Raw genomic sequence first — 19,213 nt, 5'->3', positions numbered from 1 at the left:
CCCGCCATTTTCGCCGCTGGGCGGTATAGTCCGCCGCTGCCTTTTCTGGCCTTTGTCGGCTTGATGCTTGCCGTGACTGCTTCTTTCTCTTTTCCCCGCCCGGACGGCTGCCCGGATCCGCAGACCAAAATTTTCGAGCGTGACGCCCTGCGGCGCTGGCGCAATCAACTGCCCCGACCTCTGGTGTTCACCAATGGGGTGTTCGATCTGCTGCACACCGGCCACGTTCACTACCTGTACGCGGCCCGCCAACTGGGGGCGGCGCTGCTGGTGGCGATCAACACCGATGCTTCTGCCCGGCGTTTGGGCAAGGGCCCGGAGCGCCCGTTGAATCGCCAAGCGGATCGGGCGTATGTGCTGGCGGGCCTGGCCTGCGTCGATGCGGTGACGTTTTTTGACGAAGACACGCCCGTTGCGCTGATCGACGAGTTGCGCCCCGACATCTACGTCAAGGGTGGTGACTACGACATGGAAACGCTCGAAGAAACCCGCCTGGTGCGTTCCTGGGGCGGTCATTCGCTGGCGTTGCCGTTCCAAAGCGGGTATTCGACCACCCAATTGGTTCGGCGTATCGAAGCCGGTCGTTCGGCGGCCGATCCGTCGTGACGCAGCGCATCCTCATCGTTCGCTTGAGCGCGATTGGCGATGTGGTGATGGCCTCCGGGTTGTTGCCAGCGTTGCGGGCGCGTTTCCCCGGGGCACAAATCAGTTGGTTGACCGAACCCATGGCCGAGCCGCTGTTGCGCCATCACACCGGTTTGGCCGAGGTGATTGTGTGGCGGCGCAGCCAGTGGCAGCAGTTGTGGCGCGAGCGGCGCTGGGGCGAGTTGTGGCGCCAGGTGCGGGCCTTTCGGGCCGAGCTGCGTGCGCGGCGTTTCGACCTGGTGCTGGATGCTCAAGGGCTGCTCAAAAGCGGCGTGTTGGCTGGGTTCACGGGGGCACCTCGACGCATCGGGCTGCGCTCGCGTGAGGGCAGCCGCTGGTTGATGCACGAATGCGTCGAGCCTGGCACCAGCACAGGGCCGGTGCGCATGGGGCAGGAATACCGCTGGCTGGCCGAGTGGCTGGGGGCGCCTGAAGGTAGTTTTCGCCAAGAGTTGGCCCTCGGTGCCACGGCCCAAGCCCAGGCGCGTGCCACGCGCCAGGCGCATGGCGTGGCCGCCGGGCAGGCGTTTGCAGCGCTGGCGCCGTTCACCACCCGGCCGCAAAAACATTGGGTGGAAGCGGGTTGGGCGGAGGTCGGTGCGGCCTTGCTGCGTCAAGGGCTCACGCCGGTGCTGTTGGGCGGGCCAGCGGATGGCGCAGCAGCGCAGCGCATCGCGGCGGCGTGTCCGGGGATGGTCAATTTGGCGGGTCGGCTGGCGCTGGATGAAACCGTGGCCACCGTGGCCGACGCCCGCGTGCTGCTGGGCGTGGACACCGGCCTGACCCACATGGGGGCCGCTTTGCAACGCCCCACGGTGGCGATTTTTGGTTCGACCGTGCCGTACCGTGACGCCGGTGTACCTGGCTTTGAAGTGCTGTACACCCCCCGAGCCTGTTCACCGTGCCGCCGTCATCCGACGTGCGGCGGTCGTTTCGATTGCATGCGCGACTGGCAGCCCGCCGACGTGCTGGCCGCCGCGCAGCGCCAAATGGAGGTGTTGGCATGACATCCCGCACAGCAAATCTTAAAGTGCTCCATGTTGAGGCGGGCATGCACTTGTATGGGGGCGCTTTGCAAGTGTGTTTCCTCACCGAAGGGCTGGCGGCGCATGGCGTGACCAGCTTGCTGGCCTGTTCGCCAGGCAGCGCGGTGGGGGATGAGGCGCGTCGCCGGGGCGTGGCCGTGGCCCCGCTCGTCATGAAGGGCGATGCCGATGTGGGCTTGGTGTGGCGCTTGCGCCAGTTGATCCGCCAATGGCGCCCGGACGTGCTGCACTTGCACAGCCGCCGAGGCTGTGATGTGTGGGGTACCTGGGCGGGGCGTTTGGCGGGCGTGCCTGTCGTGCTGAGTCGCCGCGTGGACAACCCCGAGCCCGCCTGGTGGGCCCAGCGCAAGTACCGCTGGCCGAACCGGGTGGTGACGATTTCGCAAGGCATCCGCCAGGTGTTGCTGTCCGAAGGCGTGCCGGCTGAGCAGGTGATTTGCGTGCCCAGCGCGGTGGACACCCAGGCTTACCAACCCGACCCCCGCGCTGCCGCCGCGTTGCGAGCCGAGTTCGCTTTGCCGGACGACGCTCTGGTGATCGGCATGGCCGCGCAGTTCATCGAACGCAAGGGGCATCGCACGCTGTTGCAGGCGTTGCCGCAGGTCATCGCCCAGCATCCTTCGGTGCGGGTGCTGCTGTTTGGGCAGGGGCCGCTGTTGGAGCCACTGCGCCAGCAAGTGGCGGCCGATGCCTTGCTGCGCCAGCATGTGAGTTTGCCCGGTTTTCGCGCCGATCTGATGCGCTGGCTGCCGGGCCTGGATGTGCTGGCACATCCCGCTTCCATGGAAGGGCTGGGCGTGGCGCTGCTGCAAGCGGCGGCGTGTGGTGTGCCCATCGTGGCGGGCCGGGCTGGCGGGATTCCTGAAATCGTGGTGCCCGGTGTGACGGGGGAACTCATCACCCCCGGGGACGTGCCCGCGCTGGCAGGCCATTTGCAACGCCTGCTCCACTCCGCCGAACTGCGCCACCGCTATGGCCAGGCCGGACGCGAGCGGGTGTTGACCCAGTTTTCCATCCCCGCCATGGTGGCGGGTAATTTGGCTGTTTACCGCGCTTTGGTGGCGTCATGACCGCATCTGACCGTTCCGCTGTCTCCAGCACCGCCGACACCCGCCCGCGCACCGTGGTGCTGCACCAGTTCGTGGGCATTGGCGATCTGGTCTGGCATGTGCCGTACTTCCGTGCTGTGGCGCAACAAAGCCATGGCGGCCAAGTGGCGGTGATCGCTTCGCCCACCACCTTCGCACGTGACTTGCTGTCCGGCGAAGCCTGTGTGTCCGAAGTGATCGACTTTGACCGGCGCCCACGCAAAGCCGAGCGACGCACGGGGCGCCATGCGGGCTTGGCGGGCATCTTTCGCATGGGCAGCGAGCTGCGTCCGCGTCGATTCGAGCGCATCGTCATTTTTTCGGATCACGCCAACCGGGGGCTGATGGCTTGGTGGGCCGGCATTCCGGAACGCCTGGGCTACGGCTGTTCGGCCTTGCAGCGTGCGTTTTTGACGCGGGGCCCGACCATTCAGCCCTACCAAGGGCCGTCGGTGTCCGTGTACAAAAACGCCAGCGCGTTTGCCGTGGCGCAGGGTTTTGTGGCGGCGCCGGTGGTGCCGAAGCTGACGTTGCCAGCCGGGGCGGTGGAATCCATCGCCAGCCGCTGGGCGGACTTGCCTCGACCGCTGTTCGCGTTCTCGATTGGCAGCTCGGAGCCGTTCAAGCAATGGGGGGCGGTAAATTTCGGTCAGCTCGCTGATGAGCTGGCCCGTCGCGGGGCCGGCGTGATTTTGCTCGGCGGGCCGGGTGAGGCGGCGTTGGCCCAGGCCATCGTGCAGCAGGTGGACGTCTGCCGCCGTGCCGCCGTGCGCATCGCTGTGGACAACACCGTGTTGCAAAGCGCCGCCACCTTGGCCCAAGTCGATGCCTGCATTGGCAACGACACCGGCATGACGAACCTGGCCGCTGCCCTGGATCGTCCCAGTTTGGTGTTGCTGGGCCCACGCCCGCTGCTCGATCACGATCCATTGATGCAGCTTCTCATCGCGCCGAGTTTGTCGGCCATCACGCCGGCTGAGGTCATGCAACGCCTCCCGGTTCACTTGCTGGCCAAGTTGGCCCAGCGCTGATTCGCACACATTTCACGATGGTTCATCGCAAGGCATCTTCTTCCCCAGCGTTGTCGGACACCCGCCCCTCTACGGCTGTGTGGCACGATGAGTTTGGCATTGGGGATCTGATTTGGCATTTGCCCTTTTTCGAAAAAATCGCTGAACAAAGCCGAGGCGGGCGTGTCACCGTCATCGCGTCGCCGACAACGTGTGCCAACCAGCTGCTGGCGCATGAACCGTGGGTTGAGCGGGTGGTGGCGTTTGAGCGACGGGCTCTGCGCGGTGGGCAACGTACGGCGACGCATACGGGCTGGCAGGGCATGCGCCAGTTTGCACGCGAGTTACGCACCTTGCACCTCGATCGCATCGTGATTTTCAGCAAGAGTGCAACGCTGGCGAGTGTGGCGTGGCTGGCGCGCATTCCGCAGCGTGTGGGTTACGGTTTCGACACGGGGCAGCGGTGCTGGTTGAACCAGCCGCCCTACATCCACCCCTATGAAGGCAAGGCGGTGCCGATTTTTCATGAGGTGGCCGCGTTGTCGATGGCGCACGGGTTTTGTTCACAACCGCTGCCTCCTCGGGTGAGGGTGCCCGAGGTGCTGGTTGAGCAGGCGCGCGCCCGCTTGGCGGATTTACCGCGCCCGCTGTTTGCGCTGGTGATTGGCACCTCCGATCCGATCAAACAATGGGGCGGGCTGCGTTACATGCAGTTGGCGCGTTTGCTGATGGAGGCTGGCGGCAGTGTGCTGATCTTGGGGGGGCCGGGTGAAGAGTCGCTGGCGCTGGACATTCAGCACTGCCTGCCCGAGTCTCTGCACGCACGCATTCGCGTGTGGTGCCGCGAAACCCTGATGGGCAGCGCCGCTGCGTTGCGCGTTTGCGATGCCAGCATCGGCAATGACACCGGCGCTGCCAACCTGGCCGCCGCGTGCGAGCGCCCGAGTTATGTGGTGCTGGGGCCGCGCCCGCCGTTGGATCACGATCCGCTGATGCGCATGTTGCGCGCCAGCAGCTTGGAGGCGATCCGCCCCGAGCACATCGCCGAGCGGTTGCGGCAGGATGGGTTATTGCCCGTCGGTTGATTCGGCCAGCAGGTGCGCCACGCACTGCGCCAAATCGTCAAACACCCCGTCGGCGAGTTGGCGTTCGGTGGCGTCCAGCGCGTGGCCCGACGTGACCAAGAAGGCTTGGCCGACGCCAGCAGCGCGAGCAGCTTCGATGTCTGACGCTTTGTCGCCCACCATCACGCTGGTGGCTGGGTCGAGGTGCCACTCCGCACAAGCGCGCACGATCATGCCGGGGCCCGGTTTGCGGCAGTCGCAGTTTTGGCGCAGCTCGGGCACGCTGGCGTTGGGCAAGTGTGGGCAGTGGTAAACCGCTGTGATCGGGCAGCCCTGCGCGGCCAGATCGGCGCACATCTGAGCGGTGAGCTGCTGGAAATCCGCATCGGTGTAATAACCCCGGGCGATGCCAGATTGATTCGTCACCACCACCAACCGATATCCCGCCGCGTGCAGCCGGCGCATGGCCTCGACGGTGCCGGACACGTATTCAAAATCTTCCCAGCGGTGCAGGTAGTGGGTGTCGATGTTGATCACGCCATCTCGATCCAGGAAGGCGGCTCGTTGCAAACCCGTCATGCGCACAGCTCCTCATAAGACACACTCGCCGTCCCAAACTTGCCCACCACGATGCTGGCCGCATGGTTGGCCCACGCCATGGCCGTGGGCACATCGGCTCCGGCGGCCATCATGGCGGCCAGGGTGGCAATGACCGTGTCACCTGCCCCCGTGACATCGAACACCTCCCGCGCCTGCGCCGGCAGATGCTGGGCACCCTCAGCGGTGAACAGCGACATGCCTTCCTCCGAGCGCGTCACCAGCACATGATCGAGACCCAGTCGCTGGCGCAGCGCGTTGGCCAAAGTAGCGAGCTGCTCCTCGTGGCTCCAGGGGCCGGTGACTTGGGCCAGCTCGCTGCGGTTTGGGGTGATGAGGGTGGCGCCTCGGTAGCGGGTGTAGTCGCTGCCTTTGGGGTCGATCAACACCGGTTTGCCGGCGGCCCGCGCCAGGGTGATCATCTGCGGAATGTGGGCCAAGCCACCCTTGCCGTAGTCGGAGAACACCACCACGTCGTGCGCGGCCAGCTCGCGTTCGAAATCGTGCAGCAGTTGGGCCAATACCTCGTGATCGGGGGTGTTCTCGAAGTCAACGCGCAGCAATTGCTGGGAGCGTCCGATCACGCGCAGCTTCACCACCGTGAACAGTTGAGGATCTTCCCCCAGCACGGCACGGATGCCGGTTTGTGCCAACAATTCGCGCAGCCGCCGGGCCGGCTCGTCCTGCCCCACCACGGTCAACAACGTGGCTTGCGCTCCGAGCGAGCGCACGTTGCGCGCCACATTGGCCGCGCCGCCCAGGCGGTCATCCACCTGGGTGATGCGCACCACGGGCACCGGGGCTTCGGGTGAGATGCGTTCCACCGCACCGATCCAGTAGCGATCCAGCATGACATCGCCGACGATCAGCACCCGGGCTTGCGCCAGTTGCGTGGCAGCGGGCAGCGGCGGCAGGGTGGGGGGCGTGGCGGTGTTCATACCAAGCCCAACTCTTGCTCAATCAGACCGCACAGCGTGTGGCCGATGAGAATGTGGGATTCTTGGATGCGGGCCGTCACCGTGCTGGGCACCACCAAACTGAGGTCGCACAGGGCGCGCAAGGCCCCGCCATCGCGGCCAAGCAACCCGATGCTGATCACGCCCTCGCTGCGTGCGACCTCGACCGCCCGCATCACGTTGCGCGAGTTGCCCGAAGTGGAAATGGCCAACAGCACGTCACCTGGCCGGGCGATGGCTTGGAGCTGGCGGGCGAAGATGTCATCGAAGCTGTAATCGTTGCCGATGCAGGTCAGGGCCGAGGTGTCGGTGGTCAGGGCCACGGCGGCCAGCGGGCGGCGTTCTTGGATGAACCGCCCCGTCAGTTCGGCGGCGATGTGCTGCGCATCGGCCGCAGAACCACCGTTGCCGCACAGCAGCAGCTTGCCACCTGCACGCAGCGCCTGAGCGATGCGCTCACCCGCAGCCTGCACATCGGGGGCCAAGGTGTGCAATTGCCCGAGCAGCTCACGTTGCGCGGCGAGGTTGGAGAGAAACAGAGCAGACATGGTTGGGTTACATTCCCGCGCAATAAACATCAATGAAATCAAATGGTTGCAGGACGATGCGCGCCGTCGGGTGCAGGCGTTTGATTATAGGAGCCGGACTTTGGCGCCTTCCTCTCGCCGCAGGACGTTGCCCCGCCGCAAGCATGTGCGCTGACGCCACTCCCCTCTATCGTAAAGGCTGATCGCGGTGGTCGCGATTGAAACCCAGATTGCAGGAGATTGTCATGGCGTCGCATTCGATGTCCCTTTCATCTGTGCGCACAGGCTTGGTAGCCATTGCGCTGAGTGTGCTCACACCGCTGGCGGTGTGGGCCCAAAAGGGGCCGGCCCCCGCCGTGGCCACGGCACCCGTGCCGGTGGAGGCCAACAAAGCCAGCCAAGCGGAGCTGGAAATGGTCAAGGGCATCGGGCCCCAGTTGTCCGGGCAATTGATCAGTGTTCGCGCCACCCAGCCCTACAAGGATTGGAGTGATTTCATCCAGCGCACGTCGGGCGTGGGAGCCAAGCGGGCGGCCAAGCTGTCCAGCGCTGGGCTGACGGTCAACGGCACCAGCTACAACGCGCCAGCCACAGCAGGGGCAGGGGCACCTCCCAGCCCTGCGCGGCCAGTCCCGCAGGTGGCGCGGGCGGCCAGCCAATGACCACGAAGCGCGGTCACGTCCCTTCGTAGACCACGCCCATCGTGGCCCCTTCTGGGGCCCAGGTGCGCCAAGCGCTCAAGGCTGCTTCCGAAGGCCAAAACCGCCCTTGGGTGCCCAACTCCAGTTCAGCCACGGCGCCAGCCCGGTGCAATTGGAGTCGCACCGTCAGTCCTTGGGCCACATCCCCCAACTCGGTGGCCTCGACGCGGGGCGGATGCTGGTGCAGCAACTGCGCCAAGCTGGCCACGGCCTGTCGGGCTTGCGTCGCTGTCGGCAGCGTGCCGGCTGGCAGCATCACCGACCAGCAGCGCCCAAACCGTGCCCGGGCTGCCGCCAAATCCCACACCTGCGTGGCGTTCAGGCGCAGCCCACCCGAAAAGCGGTCGTTCTGCACCTTGCCCTGAACGATCACCAGGGCATCCTCCACCAACCGTTCTTTGTTGGCGTCGAGCTGCTCCTCGTTGACCACGGTTTCGATGGGCTCGCTGCCATCGTCCAATTTGAAGATGCCGACCCGGCCACGTTGGCCGTTCACCACCCGCATCTCCCCGACGATGCCCGCCACGATTTGCAGCTCCCGCGCATCCACCAAATCCGCGATGCGGCGTTTGCAGAATTTGCGCACCTCGGGCTCGTCTTGGTCGAACAAATGGCCGGAGAGGTAGAAGCCCAGCGCCGCTTTTTCCAGCGTGAGTTTTTCGCGCACACTTTGTGCCGGCACGCTCATCAGCGGTGGTTCTTGGGTGTGCGAGCCGTGGCTGTCGTCGCCGAAAGCATCGAACAACCCGCCTTGGTTGGCGTTGGCCGCTTGCGCCTGCGCCCACTCGAATGCCAAGCCGACGCTGGCCAGCGTGGCACCACGATCCGGGTGCAGCTCGTCAAACGCGCCGGCTTTGATGAGCGCTTCCACCACGCGCTTGTTCACGCGGCCCTTGTCCACGCGCTGGCAGAAGTTGAACAAGCTGGTGAACGGCCCCTCGGATTCGCGGTTGGCGACGATGGCTTCAATGGCACCTTGGCCCGTGCCCTTGATGGCGCCCAGCCCGTAGCGAATTTTGCGTCGCCCTTCCGCACCCGGCAGCGGCTCAAACCGGTACACGCCCCGGTTGACGCTGGGCGGCTCGAACTCGATCTTGAAGTTTTTGACCGCATCGCCCAGCAGCACCTTCAGTTTGTCGGTGTCGCTCAGTTCGTTGGTCATGTTGGCCGCGAAGAACTCGGCCGTGTAATGCACCTTGAGCCAGCCCGTGTGGTACGCCAGCAGTGAATAGGCCGCCGCGTGCGACTTGTTGAAGCCGTAGCCCGCGAACTTCTCCATCAAGTCGAAGACCTCGTCGGCCTTCTCTTCGCTGATGCCTTTTTCGGCTGCACCCTTGCGGAAGATGGTGCGGTGCTCGGCCATCTCCTCGGGCTTTTTCTTGCCCATGGCGCGGCGCAGCATGTCGGCACCGCCCAGGCTGTAGCCGCCCAGCACCTGGGCGGTCTGCATCACCTGTTCCTGGTAGACCATGATCCCGTAGGTTTCGGCCAGCACCCATTCGACCAGCGGATGCGGGTACTCCACCGGCTCGCGCCCGTGTTTACGCGCCACAAAGCTCGGAATCAGATCCATCGGGCCGGGGCGGTAAAGCGCGTTCAGGGCGATCAGGTCTTCCAGCCGGCTCGGTTTGGCGTCGCGCAACATGCCTTGCATGCCGCGTGATTCAAACTGGAACACGGCTTCCGTCAGCCCGTCGGAGAACAGCTTGTAAACCGCCTTGTCATCCAGCGGCAGGTTCTCAAAGGCGAAGTTCTTTTGATCCGGGTAGCGCGTGACGATGAACTCTTTGGCCAGCTCCAAGATGGTGAGCGTGGCCAGACCCAAGAAGTCGAACTTCACCAGGCCGATGGCTTCGACGTCGTCCTTGTCAAACTGGCTGACGGCGGAGTCTGAGCCGGGCTGTTGGTAGAGCGGGCAGAAATCGGTGATCTTGCCCGGCGCGATCAGCACGCCCCCCGCGTGCATGCCGATGTTGCGCACCATGCCTTCCACCCGCGTGGCCAGGCGCAGCAGCTCGGCGACTTCTTCCTCGTTCTTTTCGCGTTCTTCCAGCTCCGGGGCTTCTTGGCGGGCATAAATCAAGCCTTTTTCCGGCTCGGCGGGCACGGGCGCCAGCGTCACGGTTTTGCCAGGCGGGGCGGGAATCAGCTTGGCAATCGAATCCACATGGCCAAAGCCCATGCCCAGCACGCGGCCAATGTCGCGCAGCGCCGCCTTGGCCGCCATGGTGCCGAAGGTGGCAATCTGGCTCACCGCTGGGCGGCCATACTTTTCTTTCACATAGTCGATCACCCGGTCGCGGTTGGCTTGGCAGAAGTCGATGTCAAAGTCGGGCATCGACACGCGCTCGGGGTTCAAAAAGCGCTCGAACAGCAGGTTGTATTGCAGCGGATCCAGGTCGGTGATGAGCAGCGCATACGCCACCAGCGAACCCGCGCCCGAGCCCCGGCCCGGCCCCACCGGGCAGCCGTTGTTCTTCGCCCAGGTGATGAAGTCCGACACGATGAGGAAGTAGCCCGGAAAACCCATCTTCAAGATGGTGTTCAGTTCGAACTCCAGGCGCTCGACGTAACGCGGGCGCTCGGCCTTGCGCTTGGCCTCATCGGGGAAAAGCTGGCGCAGGCGGTAGTCCAGCCCCTTGTGGCTTTCCTCGCGGAAAAACTGGTCGATGGGCATGGGCGTGCCATCGGCCAGCAGCGGCGTGGGGAAATTGGGCAGTTGCGGCTTGCCCAGCACCAGCGTCAGGCTGCACCGCTCGGCGATTTTGAGCGTGTTGGTGATGGCGCTGGGCAGGTCGGCGAACAGCGCCTCCATCTGCGCTTGGTTCTTGAAATACTGCTCGCGCCCAAATCGCTTCACGCGCTTGGGGTTGCCCAGCGTTTCACCTTCGGCCACGCAGACGCGGGCTTCGTGCGCTTCGAAATCATCCGGCTCCAAAAACTGCACCGGATGGGTGGCCACGACGGGCAGTTGCATCTGGGCGGCCAATTGCACGCTGGCGCGCACCAGTGGCTCTGGGTGGTGCAGGCCCCCGCGCTGCACCTCAATGTAGAAACGGCGCGGGAACAGCTCGGCCAGTTGCGTGGCCACGCTGCGGGCGCGGGCCACATCGCCGGCTTGCAGCGCCGGCGCCAGCGGCCCGAACTCGAAGCCCGACAGCACGATCAGCCCCTCGCCCAGTTCGCGCAGCCACTCCCACTTCACCCAGGCTTGGTTGCGCTGCACGTTGCTTGTCCAGGCGCGGGCCAGCAGTTCACTCAGGTTGTGGTAACCGGTGATGTTTTGCACCAGCAGCAGCACGCGGGGGACGAATTTATCGGTCGCGTCGTGCGGCTCCAGCCAGACTTCGGTGCCGATGACGGGCTTGACGCCCTTGCCCCGGCACGCTTTGTAGAACTTAACGGCGCCAAACAGGTTGGCCAAATCGGTGATGGCGAGCGCGGGCTGGCCATCTTTTTTCGCTGCTTTAACGGCATCGTCGATGCGGAGCGTGCCGTCAACGACGGAGTATTCGGTGTGGGTGCGCAGGTGAACGAAGGGCATCGGGGGATTCTACGGAGCCCCCTCCGGCTCAGACCGTCAGATCGAAAGCGCCTTCGGCCCAGCATGGGCCGTTGATGAGCAATTCCACCCGATGCCGCCCGCTGTGATGCCGGCGTGTGGTGAAGTCTTCGACCCGATGGCGGTGGGTCAGTTGCACCGTGACTCCGGGTGCGAGTGTGAAGCGGCGCAGCTTGAACACTTTGCGCGAGGTCGAGCCGTTTTGTTTCACGAAATGGACGGCGTAATCCACTTCCAGCGTTTGCGGTTGGGGGCTGACCGAGGTCAGCTCGGCCAGCAGCAGCACCGCTTCACCGAGCCGCAGCGTCGAGGGGGCCACGAGGAACGACGTCACCCGCAGTTGAGCGGGGGCACCGGCGCCGATCCACGCCAAAGCACGCGGTTCACCTTGTTTGATCAGCGTGCGCAGGGCGTGGCGGATCAGAGCCTGCGTGGCCGGCGATGGCGATGGCCAGGCCGACAGCAGCGCGAACACCCCATCTGGGTTGACCTTGGCGATGTCGTTGAGATGATTGGCGACGGAGCGGCGCACCGTGGCGCTCGGATCGTCACGCAGCGCATCCAAGATCGGGCGTTGAGCTTGCGGGTGGCGGGCCAAGGCATCCAAGCGTTGACTCCAGGGCAGGCGTGGGCGCGTGCCTTCACTGGCCAACCGTCGGACGTGGGCGTTGTCATGCCGCGCCCACGCGGCCGCGTGGTGGAACACCCGCTCGGGGTCGCGGATCAACAGCGGGCGCAGTGCCCATTCCGCACTGCCAAAACAGGTCAGGATGGCCAGGGCGTTCAGCGTGACATCGTCGTCGGGGTGGTGGCGCAGCGTTGCGCACTCACACAACGCCATGGCCGCGAAGCTGTTGGGCATGCAAGGCCCCAGGCGCACGGCGGCTTGCAGCATGGCGTCGAAGTCGGCTGGCAACTGGGCGCACAGCACGGCGCCCAGGCGCTGCAAGCGCCCGAGGACGGGCAAGTCCTCCCAATGCGCACAGGTGGCGGCCAGAAAACGCTCAGGCTGGAGCACCCCGACTTGGGCGCCCGCCTCGGCCAGTTGTTGAATGTGCGAGCGGCTGAGGAGTTCGTCTTTGAGGGCGGGGCGTTCGGTGGAAGGGGGCATGGCGGTCATGGGGAAGCGGGGTCAGTCTCCCAGCACCACGCCTTCGCGGCGCGGATCGGCGCCACCTCGCCCGGCGACACCCCGCCACGGCCCCGGCGGTTGGGCTTGCGGGGCGGTCAAGGCTTGCAGACCGCTGGTGAGTTCTTGTTCTTGCACGGTGTAACCCCGTGCTTGGAGGGCTTGCAGGATGTTGGCATCGAAGCGGCCCTTTTCCAGCACCAGTGCGGCCCCGTTGGTGTGAACGACGTTGGGTAAATCGATGGCCGCCTGCGGGCCCATCTGCCAAGCCAAGGTGCCCAGCAGCGTTTTGGCGGTGTAGTGGATGATGGCCGCGCCGCCCGGCGAGCCCACACTCATCACTAATTGGCCGGTGTGGCGATCGAACACCAACGTCGGGCTCATCGACGAACGTGGGCGCTTGCCCGGCTCGACGCGGTTGGCGATGGAGCGCCCCTGCGCATCTTGCGGGGTGAACGAAAAATCGGTGAGTTGGTTGTTCAGCAAAAAACCGCCGGGCAGGCCCGTGCCCCCGTCGCTCATGATGCCGGTGCCGAAGGCGGCTTCGATGGTGGTGGTCATGGACACCGCCCGGCCTTGGGCGTCGATGACGCTGAGGTGGCTGGTGCCGTACTCGGGTTGATGGGGTTGAGGCGCCCAAGCCACGGGGGTGAGCGTGGGCGTTCCGGCTGGCGCTGGGCCCATGTCGCGCTCACCGACGAGGCGGGCGCGTTGGGCCAAATACGTTGGGGCCAGCAAGCTGCGCCAGTCGCCGGCAGGGGCGGGCACGAAGGCGGGGTCGGCCACATACAGCGCCCGATCCGCAAACGCCAGCCGGGAGGCTTGGGCGTAGCGGTGCAGCCACTCGACCGAGGTGGGCTGCACGGGCGCAGGCAACGGCGGCAGAGCGTCCAGCGTCCCCAATATTTGCATGAGCGCCAGATGCCCCGAAGACGGCGGCGGGAAACCGCAGACGCGCCAACGTTCGCGCCAATCGGTGCAGATCGGTTCGCGCAGCACCGGTTGATAACCGGCCAAATCGGCCAGCGCCAGGCCACCGGGGCGGGTGTGGGTTTGGACGCGCTGCACCACGTCGGCGGCCACCGGGCCTTGGTGCAGTGCGGCACCACCCTCGCTGGCGATGCGCCGCAACACACGGGCCAGCGCCGGGTTTTTCAGCCGATGCCCGACGGGCCACGGTTGCCAACGCCCCGCCGCGTCGGGTGCGGGGGCGTAGAAGTAGGCGCGGGCTTGTGCATCGGCCTGGGTCGGGTTGAGTTGACTCAGCAGCGCGTGCAAACGCGGGCCGATGGCGAACCCTTCTTCTGCCAAGCGGATGGCCGGCTCGAACAGCCGCGCCCACGGCAACACACCCTGTTGCCGATGGGCCGCCTCCAACATCCGCACCGCCCCCGGCACGCCCACCGCCAAGCCACTGGCCTGCGCTTGGGCGAATGGCAAAGGCTGGCCGTTCGGTTGCAGGAACAGGTTCGGCGTCACCGCAGCGGGGGCCGTTTCGCGGCCATCCCAGGCTTGGACGGTGTGGCCGTCCCAATGCATCAGAAACGCCCCACCGCCGATGCCACTGGATTGCGGCTCCACCAAAGCCAGCACCATTTGCGCGGCGATGGCCGCGTCCAGCGCGGAGCCGCCGGCCCGCAGCATCTCCAAACCGGCTGCGCTGGCCTGCGGATGGGCGGTTGCAACAGCCTGCCGGTTGAAACTTGTTTCAGAATTGTTTCGCCAGCCGCTGGCACTTTCAGGAACAATCAGGGGCTCAGGGGGCGGGTGCGTGCAGCCGCTGATGCCAGCCCCCAGCGCTGCACCGACCATCACACCGACCCAGCGCCGCAGGGCGAAGGCGTGTCGGTTGGAGTTGTCAGGCGTCATTGCTTCACTCCCTTCATGCCACAAGGAACCACCATGTCACACACTTTGCACCGCTGGGCTTGCGCTGCGGCGCTGTCAACGGTTGCGTTGTCAAGCCACGCCGGGTTTGACATCACCCTGAACTACAGCGGCCCGTCGCAGTATCAGTCTTATTTCACGCAAGCGGAGTCGTTCTGGGAGTCTGTCATCACGGGTTACCAGTCGGGGATTTCACTCACGGGGATGACCATCAGCGCCAGCATTGGCTCGATCGATGGCCAATGGGGCACGCTCGGCTACGCCGGCCCGACTTCGGCGGTTTACCAAGGGGGCTATGTGTTAGCCACCGCCGGGACGATGGTGTTTGATTCGGCCGACATGTCTTACATGGTCAGCTCGGGCAACTTTGCCAACGTGATCAAACACGAAATGGCCCACGTGCTTGGCATCGGGACGCTGTGGGAATACAACGGCGTCTACACCGAAGGTTCGGGCCGATACACCGGCGCGGCGGGGGTGGCAGCCTATCAGAGCGAGTTCAACCAAGCTGGGGCCACGTACATCCCGGTGGAGCTGGGCGGGGGGGCTGGCACAGCCGATGGCCACTGGAACGAGGTGGACAACGGCAGCGGAACCACCGGCATCGTGGACAGCCAAGGCCGCGACATGCGCGACGAACTCATGACCGGGTGGATGAACCCGTCGTCGTTCGTCAGCAACACCACGATCGCGTCGCTGCAAGACATCGGCTTCACCGTCAACCTCAACGGCACCACGCCGGCGGCAGCCGTGCCCGAGCCCGAGACAGCGCTTCTGTTCGCACTGGGGCTGCCGTTGCTGGCTTGGGCGCGTCAGCGTCGCAGCGCCGTCCAGCCTGCCGCATGAGTACACGGACAACCGCTCCGTCACGCCAACGCCGTTGGCTGCTGGCGTGGGGGGGCAGTTGGATGTTGGCTGGAAGGGCCATGGCCCAACCCACCGTGACCGAGGTGCGGTTACCGCCCCCCTCAGAAGCCGTGATTTTTCGGTGGGATCGGCTCGGCAGCGTGGCGGTGCCCGGGGCGGTGGAACAGCCGGTGCTGCTGCTGCACGCCGATGGCCGGTACTCGGTGCCGCCTCGCACCTTGGGCGGAGAGCGGGTCGCCGGGCGACTGAGTTCGGCAGAACTCCGAGCCCTGCTGACCGACATCGTGGTGCGCCAGCGCTTCACCAGCCTGAACAGTGACGCCATTGAAGCCCAGATCCGCGCTCAGGCCCAAACCGGTGGCCTCCTTTTGCGGCTGCGCGACGGCGGGGTGACCCGGCTGGAGTTGCGGCTGCCTGGCGTGCATCACACCGTGACCTTGGCCAACGCCCACGCGGCCTATCAGCAGTTTCCACAGATGGAAGCGTTACAGCGGTTGCAGGCGATCCAGCAACGCTTGCTGGTGCTGGTAGAGCCCTCGCAGCCACCTGCGCGCTGACGATGCATTTCAGGGAAAACTTGGCTAGCATTACGCCCATTCTGGGCGCCTGTCCCCCCCTCTAGTCCGTATTTTTTCTGAATCCCACGCCATGAACGCTTTTTTGAAATTGATGGGCGGCGCCGTGCTGTCTGCGGGTCTGCTGAGTGCGCCCGCATGGGCCGGTTTTGAAGCAGGGCAATTGGCCTACAGCCAGCAGGATTACGCCAAAGCCCTGAAAGAATTCACCCAAGCCGCCAAGCGGGGGGATCCGCTGTCGCAAAACATTTTGGCGTTCATGTACCAAAACGGCGAAGGGGTGCAGCCCAACCCGGCGCAGGCTTTTGGGTGGTACAAAAAGTCTGCTGCCCAGGGCAATGACTATGGGCAGTTCAACCTGGGGTTCATGTACGAAAAAGGGTTCGGAACCGAAAAAAACACGGAGCTGGCCGTGTTTTGGTACAAAAAAGCCGCTGCGCAGGGCAACACGTCGGCCCAATTGAGCCTGGGGCACCTGTTCGAAAAGGGCGAGGGCGTGCCTAAGGACATGGAACAGGCCGTGTTTTGGTTCACCCGTGCTGCCGATGAGGGAGACGCCGGGGCGCAATTCATGCTGGGCACCCTGTACGAAAAGGGCGAAGGCGTCCCGCAGGACTTGGTGCGGGCCTTCGGGTGGTATCGCAAGGCGGCGGAACAAGGCAATGCTGAAGCGCAAGAAGGCTTGGCCAACTTGAGCGCCCAAGGTGTGGCGCCGGAAGCCGCCGCGCCGGCTGCTTCCGCTTCTAGCGCAAACTGAACCCGTTCAGCGGGGGCGCAACTTGGCGAATGCAGCCGCCATCGCGCCCTGAGGGGCCGAGGCGGATGGCGTTTTGTGAGCGCCACCTCCCCCCCGATGTGCGCGTTCGGCAGGGCGGAAACGGTTGTCACCGCGCTCACCGCTGGCGGATGCGCCCGGGGCGGCGTCCAGCTTCATCGTCAGGCTGATACGCTTGCGGGCCAAGTCCACTTCCAGCACCTTCACCTTGACGATGTCGCCGGTTTTCACCACTTCGCGGGCATCGCTGACAAACTTGCGTGCCATCTGGCTGACATGCACCAGCCCGTCTTGATGCACCCCCAGATCGACGAAGGCACCAAACTGAGCCACGTTGCTCACCGTACCCTCTAGCACCATGCCCTCCTTCAAATCGGCGATGTTCTCCACACCGTCGTTGAAGCGGGCGACTTTGAAATCCGGGCGCGGATCCCGGCCCGGTTTTTCCAGCTCGGCCAGAATGTCCTTCACGGTGATGGCGCCGAAGCGCTCATCGGCAAAACTTTCCGGGCGCAGTTTGCGGATGACGTCGGTGTTGCCCAGCAACTCAGCCACCGGGCGCCCCGCTGCGGCGAGGATGCGCTCCACCACCGGGTAGGTTTCCGGGTGAACGCCGGAGACATCCAGCGGGTTGTCCCCGCCTCGGATGCGCAGGAAACCGGCGGCTTGTTCGAAGGTCTTCGGCCCCAAGCCCCTCACCTCCAGCAACTGGCGGCGGTTTTTGAAGGCGCCGTGGGCATCGCGCCAGCGCACAATGCTGCCGGCCACGCTGGCCGACAAACCCGCCACGCGGGACAGCAGTGGCGCCGAAGCGGTGTTCAAGTCCACGCCCACCGAGTTGACGCAGTCCTCCACCACCGCATCCAGCGTGCGCGCCAGCTCGGACTGGTTTACGTCATGCTGATACTGGCCGACGCCGATGCTTTTCGGGTCGATCTTCACCAGCTCGGCCAGCGGGTCTTGCAGCCGGCGGGCGATGGAAACGGCGCCGCGCAAGCTCACATCCAGTTCGGGCAGTTCCTTGCTGGCGAATTCGCTGGCGGAATAAACGGAAGCGCCGGCTTCGCTCACCACCACTTTTTCCAGCGGCGCCTCTGGGGCGAGTTGATGCACGCGGGCGATGAGGTCGGCGGCGAGTTTGTCGGTTTCGCGGCTGGCGGTGCCGTTGCCGATGGCGATCAGGTTCACGCCGTGCGTCGCCACCAAGCGGCCCAGGGTGTGCAGGGCGCCTTCCCAATCGCGGCGCGGCTCGTGCGGGTACACCGTGCTGGTGGCCAGCACCTTGCCGGTGTCGCTCACCACGGCCACTTTCACGCCGGTGCGGATGCCTGGGTCGAGGCCCATCACCACGCGCTTGCCGGCGGGGGCGGCCAACAGCAAGTCACGCAAGTTGGCGCCAAACACCTTGATCGCCACGCCTTCAGCCGACTCGCGCAGCCGGCTGAACAAATCGCGCTCCAGGCTCAGGCTGAGTTTGACCTTCCACGTCCACGCCACGGTTTTGCGGATCAGCTCATCGGCTGGTCGCTTGGCGTGGCGCCAGCCCAGGTGATGGGCGATGCGGCCTTCGGCCAGCGTCGGTTGACCGGGCACGATCTCTTCATCCAGCACCAGCTTGGCATCGAGGATTTCCAGCGAACGGCCCCGGAACACCGCCAGCGCCCGGTGCGAAGGTACACGGCCAATGGGCTCGTCGTAATCGAAATAATCGCGGAATTTGGCGTGATCGGGCGCGTTCGGGTCTTTGCCCTCCACCAACTTGGAGCGCAAGCGGCCCTCCGCCCACAGCCATTCGCGCAGCGTGCCCACCAGCACGGCGTCCTCGGCCCAGCGTTCGGCCAGCAAGTCGCGCACGCCATCCAGCACGGCGTCCTCGGCCCAGCGTTCGGCCAGCAAGTCGCGCACGCCATCCAGCACGGCGTGGGGGTCGGCGAAACCAGCGTCGGGGTTGAGGAAGGCGGCGGCTTCGGTGTGCGGATCCAACGCCGGGTCGGCAAAGAGCTTGTCGGCCAGTGGCTCCAACCCAGCTTCGCGGGCGATCAGCCCCTTGGTGCGGCGCTTGACCTTGTAAGGCAGGTAGAGGTCTTCCAGCTCCTGTTTGGTGGGCGCGGCTTCGATGGCAGCGCGCAGCGCGGGCGTGAGCTTGCCTTGCTCCTCAATGCTCTTGAGCACAGTCGCACGGCGCTGCGCCAGCTCGCGCAGGTAGGCCAGGCGGGTTTCCAGCTCGCGCAATTGCGCATCGTCCAGCCCGCCGGTCACTTCCTTGCGGTAACGGGCGATGAAAGGCACGGTGGCGCCGCCGTCCAGCAGTGCGGTGGCGGCTTCGATTTGCGCCGGACGAACGTTCAGTTCGCCGGCGATTTGCAACAAAATGGTGTCCAAAGGTCGCGTGATCAGAAGAGAAGAAGGCCGATTCGGTGCGTTCACTCGTCCGACGGTTTGTGCAACAACCGCTCGAAGCGTGGCCGCAAACGATCGACGATGCGCGAGGTTAATTCCTGCGTTTGTTCTGCGCCGAGGGCTTCGACGGTGCGTTCGGTGACGATGTAATGCATCATCACCAGTTGGCGCAGTTTGTCGAAAGCGCGTTGGTTGCCGTGGTCGCACACCGACGTGTCATTGTGCAAAAGGCGTTCAATCACCCCCGGCTCCAGCAAGTACACCCCGCAAGCGACGGACAGTTGACCGATCTCCTCATCGATTTCCTCAATGGGGCGAGACCAGCGGTCGAACGGGGTGATGTCGTCATGTTGCTGCATTGCGGCGCCTCCAGGCTTCTTCAGC

Annotated in this window: 17 protein-coding genes; 9 read left to right on the top strand and 8 right to left on the bottom strand. The window is 65.1% G+C overall.

Annotated elements, in window-relative coordinates; genetic code table 11:
* The first annotated feature begins 72 nt into the window (after positions 1-72).
* The 5 genes from rfaE2 to VITFI_RS11915 are packed head-to-tail and all read left to right on the top strand — an operon-like array spanning position 73 to position 4,874.
* The gene (rfaE2, locus tag VITFI_RS11935; protein ID WP_232476611.1) at positions 73-606 is read left to right on the top strand and encodes a D-glycero-beta-D-manno-heptose 1-phosphate adenylyltransferase; all 534 of its coding nucleotides are present in this window, start codon (positions 73-75) and stop codon (positions 604-606) included.
* Complete coding sequence (locus tag VITFI_RS11930) at positions 603-1,652, top strand: glycosyltransferase family 9 protein (RefSeq protein WP_198301453.1); 1,050 nt, start codon at positions 603-605, stop codon at positions 1,650-1,652. Before rfaE2 ends, VITFI_RS11930 begins: the two co-directional genes overlap by 4 nt.
* Before the next feature lie 44 nt (positions 1,653-1,696).
* Positions 1,697-2,761: a glycosyltransferase gene (locus VITFI_RS11925; RefSeq protein ID WP_232476605.1), complete on the top strand. Its 1,065-nt coding sequence runs from the start codon at positions 1,697-1,699 to the stop codon at positions 2,759-2,761.
* Positions 2,758-3,810, top strand: a complete 1,053-nt coding sequence (locus VITFI_RS11920; RefSeq protein WP_089417147.1) for a glycosyltransferase family 9 protein — start codon at positions 2,758-2,760, stop codon at positions 3,808-3,810. Before VITFI_RS11925 ends, VITFI_RS11920 begins: the two co-directional genes overlap by 4 nt.
* Before the next feature lie 17 nt (positions 3,811-3,827).
* On the top strand, positions 3,828-4,874 hold the full coding sequence (locus VITFI_RS11915) for a glycosyltransferase family 9 protein (RefSeq protein WP_089417146.1): 1,047 nt from the start codon (positions 3,828-3,830) through the stop codon (positions 4,872-4,874).
* On the opposite strand, the gene gmhB is transcribed toward VITFI_RS11915, so the two are convergent.
* The 3 genes from gmhB to VITFI_RS11900 are packed head-to-tail and all read right to left on the bottom strand — an operon-like array spanning position 4,857 to position 6,954.
* Entirely contained in the window at positions 4,857-5,432 is a 576-nt protein-coding gene (gene gmhB, locus VITFI_RS11910; protein ID WP_198301451.1) for a D-glycero-beta-D-manno-heptose 1,7-bisphosphate 7-phosphatase, read from the bottom strand. The two genes, VITFI_RS11915 and gmhB, sit on opposite strands and share 18 nt — an antisense overlap.
* Positions 5,429-6,388, bottom strand: a complete 960-nt coding sequence (gene rfaE1 / locus VITFI_RS11905; protein ID WP_089417145.1) for a D-glycero-beta-D-manno-heptose-7-phosphate kinase — start codon at positions 6,386-6,388, stop codon at positions 5,429-5,431. The genes gmhB and rfaE1 overlap by 4 nt, the downstream gene beginning before the upstream one ends.
* Positions 6,385-6,954, bottom strand: a complete 570-nt coding sequence (locus VITFI_RS11900) for a D-sedoheptulose-7-phosphate isomerase (RefSeq protein WP_089417144.1) — start codon at positions 6,952-6,954, stop codon at positions 6,385-6,387. Before VITFI_RS11900 ends, rfaE1 begins: the two co-directional genes overlap by 4 nt.
* Before the next feature lie 239 nt (positions 6,955-7,193).
* On the opposite strand from VITFI_RS11900, the gene VITFI_RS17985 reads away from it, so the two are divergent.
* Positions 7,194-7,595 carry a ComEA family DNA-binding protein gene (locus tag VITFI_RS17985; protein WP_157725670.1) on the top strand — a complete coding sequence of 134 codons (402 nt, stop codon included), beginning with the start codon at positions 7,194-7,196 and terminating at the stop codon, positions 7,593-7,595.
* A 13-nt stretch (positions 7,596-7,608) separates the two neighbouring features.
* On the opposite strand, the gene dnaE is transcribed toward VITFI_RS17985, so the two are convergent.
* The 3 genes from dnaE to VITFI_RS11880 are packed head-to-tail and all read right to left on the bottom strand — an operon-like array spanning position 7,609 to position 14,194.
* Positions 7,609-11,178 carry a DNA polymerase III subunit alpha gene (gene dnaE, locus VITFI_RS11890; RefSeq protein WP_089417143.1) on the bottom strand — a complete coding sequence of 1,190 codons (3,570 nt, stop codon included), beginning with the start codon at positions 11,176-11,178 and terminating at the stop codon, positions 7,609-7,611.
* Positions 11,179-11,206: 28 nt separating this feature from the next.
* Positions 11,207-12,316, bottom strand: coding sequence for a hypothetical protein (locus tag VITFI_RS11885; RefSeq protein WP_089417142.1), 1,110 nt, complete (start codon positions 12,314-12,316; stop codon positions 11,207-11,209).
* Between the two features lie 12 nt (positions 12,317-12,328).
* A complete protein-coding gene (locus VITFI_RS11880) occupies positions 12,329-14,194 on the bottom strand; it encodes a gamma-glutamyltransferase family protein (protein ID WP_198301450.1) in 1,866 nt (621 codons plus the stop codon).
* A 33-nt stretch (positions 14,195-14,227) separates the two neighbouring features.
* Between VITFI_RS11880 and VITFI_RS11875 the strand changes: the two genes are divergently transcribed.
* The 3 genes from VITFI_RS11875 to VITFI_RS11865 all read left to right on the top strand — a co-directional run bounded on the left by VITFI_RS11875 (position 14,228) and on the right by VITFI_RS11865 (position 16,411).
* The gene (locus VITFI_RS11875; protein ID WP_157725668.1) at positions 14,228-15,058 is read left to right on the top strand and encodes a PEP-CTERM sorting domain-containing protein; all 831 of its coding nucleotides are present in this window, start codon (positions 14,228-14,230) and stop codon (positions 15,056-15,058) included.
* A gap of 80 nt (positions 15,059-15,138) precedes the next feature.
* Positions 15,139-15,636 carry a hypothetical protein gene (locus tag VITFI_RS11870; RefSeq protein ID WP_089417141.1) on the top strand — a complete coding sequence of 166 codons (498 nt, stop codon included), beginning with the start codon at positions 15,139-15,141 and terminating at the stop codon, positions 15,634-15,636.
* Between the two features lie 91 nt (positions 15,637-15,727).
* On the top strand, positions 15,728-16,411 hold the full coding sequence (locus VITFI_RS11865; protein ID WP_089417140.1) for a tetratricopeptide repeat protein: 684 nt from the start codon (positions 15,728-15,730) through the stop codon (positions 16,409-16,411).
* Between the two features lie 6 nt (positions 16,412-16,417).
* On the opposite strand, the gene VITFI_RS11860 is transcribed toward VITFI_RS11865, so the two are convergent.
* Positions 16,418-18,811, bottom strand: a complete 2,394-nt coding sequence (locus VITFI_RS11860) for a Tex family protein (RefSeq protein WP_089417139.1) — start codon at positions 18,809-18,811, stop codon at positions 16,418-16,420.
* A gap of 41 nt (positions 18,812-18,852) precedes the next feature.
* A complete protein-coding gene (locus VITFI_RS11855) occupies positions 18,853-19,188 on the bottom strand; it encodes a hypothetical protein (protein WP_089417138.1) in 336 nt (111 codons plus the stop codon).
* Between the last annotated feature and the right edge of the window lie 25 nt (positions 19,189-19,213).

Source organism: Vitreoscilla filiformis, from assembly GCF_002222655.1.
Taxonomy (GTDB): Bacteria; Pseudomonadota; Gammaproteobacteria; order Burkholderiales; family Burkholderiaceae_C; genus Ideonella; species Ideonella filiformis.
The sequence above is the reverse complement of the archived record's forward strand: the minus strand, read 5'-3'. Positions and strand labels throughout refer to the sequence as shown.

Coding starts and splice junctions, on each gene's coding strand:
- VITFI_RS11925 (WP_232476605.1), top strand. CDS start 1,697: ATGCACTTGTATGGGGGCGCTTTGCAAGTGTGTTTCCTCACCGAAGGG.
- VITFI_RS11920 (WP_089417147.1), top strand. CDS start 2,758: ATGACCGCATCTGACCGTTCCGCTGTCTCCAGCACCGCCGACACCCGC.
- VITFI_RS11915 (WP_089417146.1), top strand. CDS start 3,828: ATGGTTCATCGCAAGGCATCTTCTTCCCCAGCGTTGTCGGACACCCGC.
- gmhB (WP_198301451.1), bottom strand. CDS start 5,432: ATGACGGGTTTGCAACGAGCCGCCTTCCTGGATCGAGATGGCGTGATC.
- rfaE1 (WP_089417145.1), bottom strand. CDS start 6,388: ATGAACACCGCCACGCCCCCCACCCTGCCGCCGCTGCCCGCTGCCACG.
- VITFI_RS11900 (WP_089417144.1), bottom strand. CDS start 6,954: ATGTCTGCTCTGTTTCTCTCCAACCTCGCCGCGCAACGTGAGCTGCTC.
- VITFI_RS17985 (WP_157725670.1), top strand. CDS start 7,194: ATGTCCCTTTCATCTGTGCGCACAGGCTTGGTAGCCATTGCGCTGAGT.
- dnaE (WP_089417143.1), bottom strand. CDS start 11,178: ATGCCCTTCGTTCACCTGCGCACCCACACCGAATACTCCGTCGTTGAC.
- VITFI_RS11885 (WP_089417142.1), bottom strand. CDS start 12,316: ATGACCGCCATGCCCCCTTCCACCGAACGCCCCGCCCTCAAAGACGAA.
- VITFI_RS11880 (WP_198301450.1), bottom strand. CDS start 14,194: ATGACGCCTGACAACTCCAACCGACACGCCTTCGCCCTGCGGCGCTGG.
- VITFI_RS11875 (WP_157725668.1), top strand. CDS start 14,228: ATGTCACACACTTTGCACCGCTGGGCTTGCGCTGCGGCGCTGTCAACG.
- VITFI_RS11870 (WP_089417141.1), top strand. CDS start 15,139: ATGGCCCAACCCACCGTGACCGAGGTGCGGTTACCGCCCCCCTCAGAA.
- VITFI_RS11865 (WP_089417140.1), top strand. CDS start 15,728: ATGAACGCTTTTTTGAAATTGATGGGCGGCGCCGTGCTGTCTGCGGGT.
- VITFI_RS11855 (WP_089417138.1), bottom strand. CDS start 19,188: ATGCAGCAACATGACGACATCACCCCGTTCGACCGCTGGTCTCGCCCC.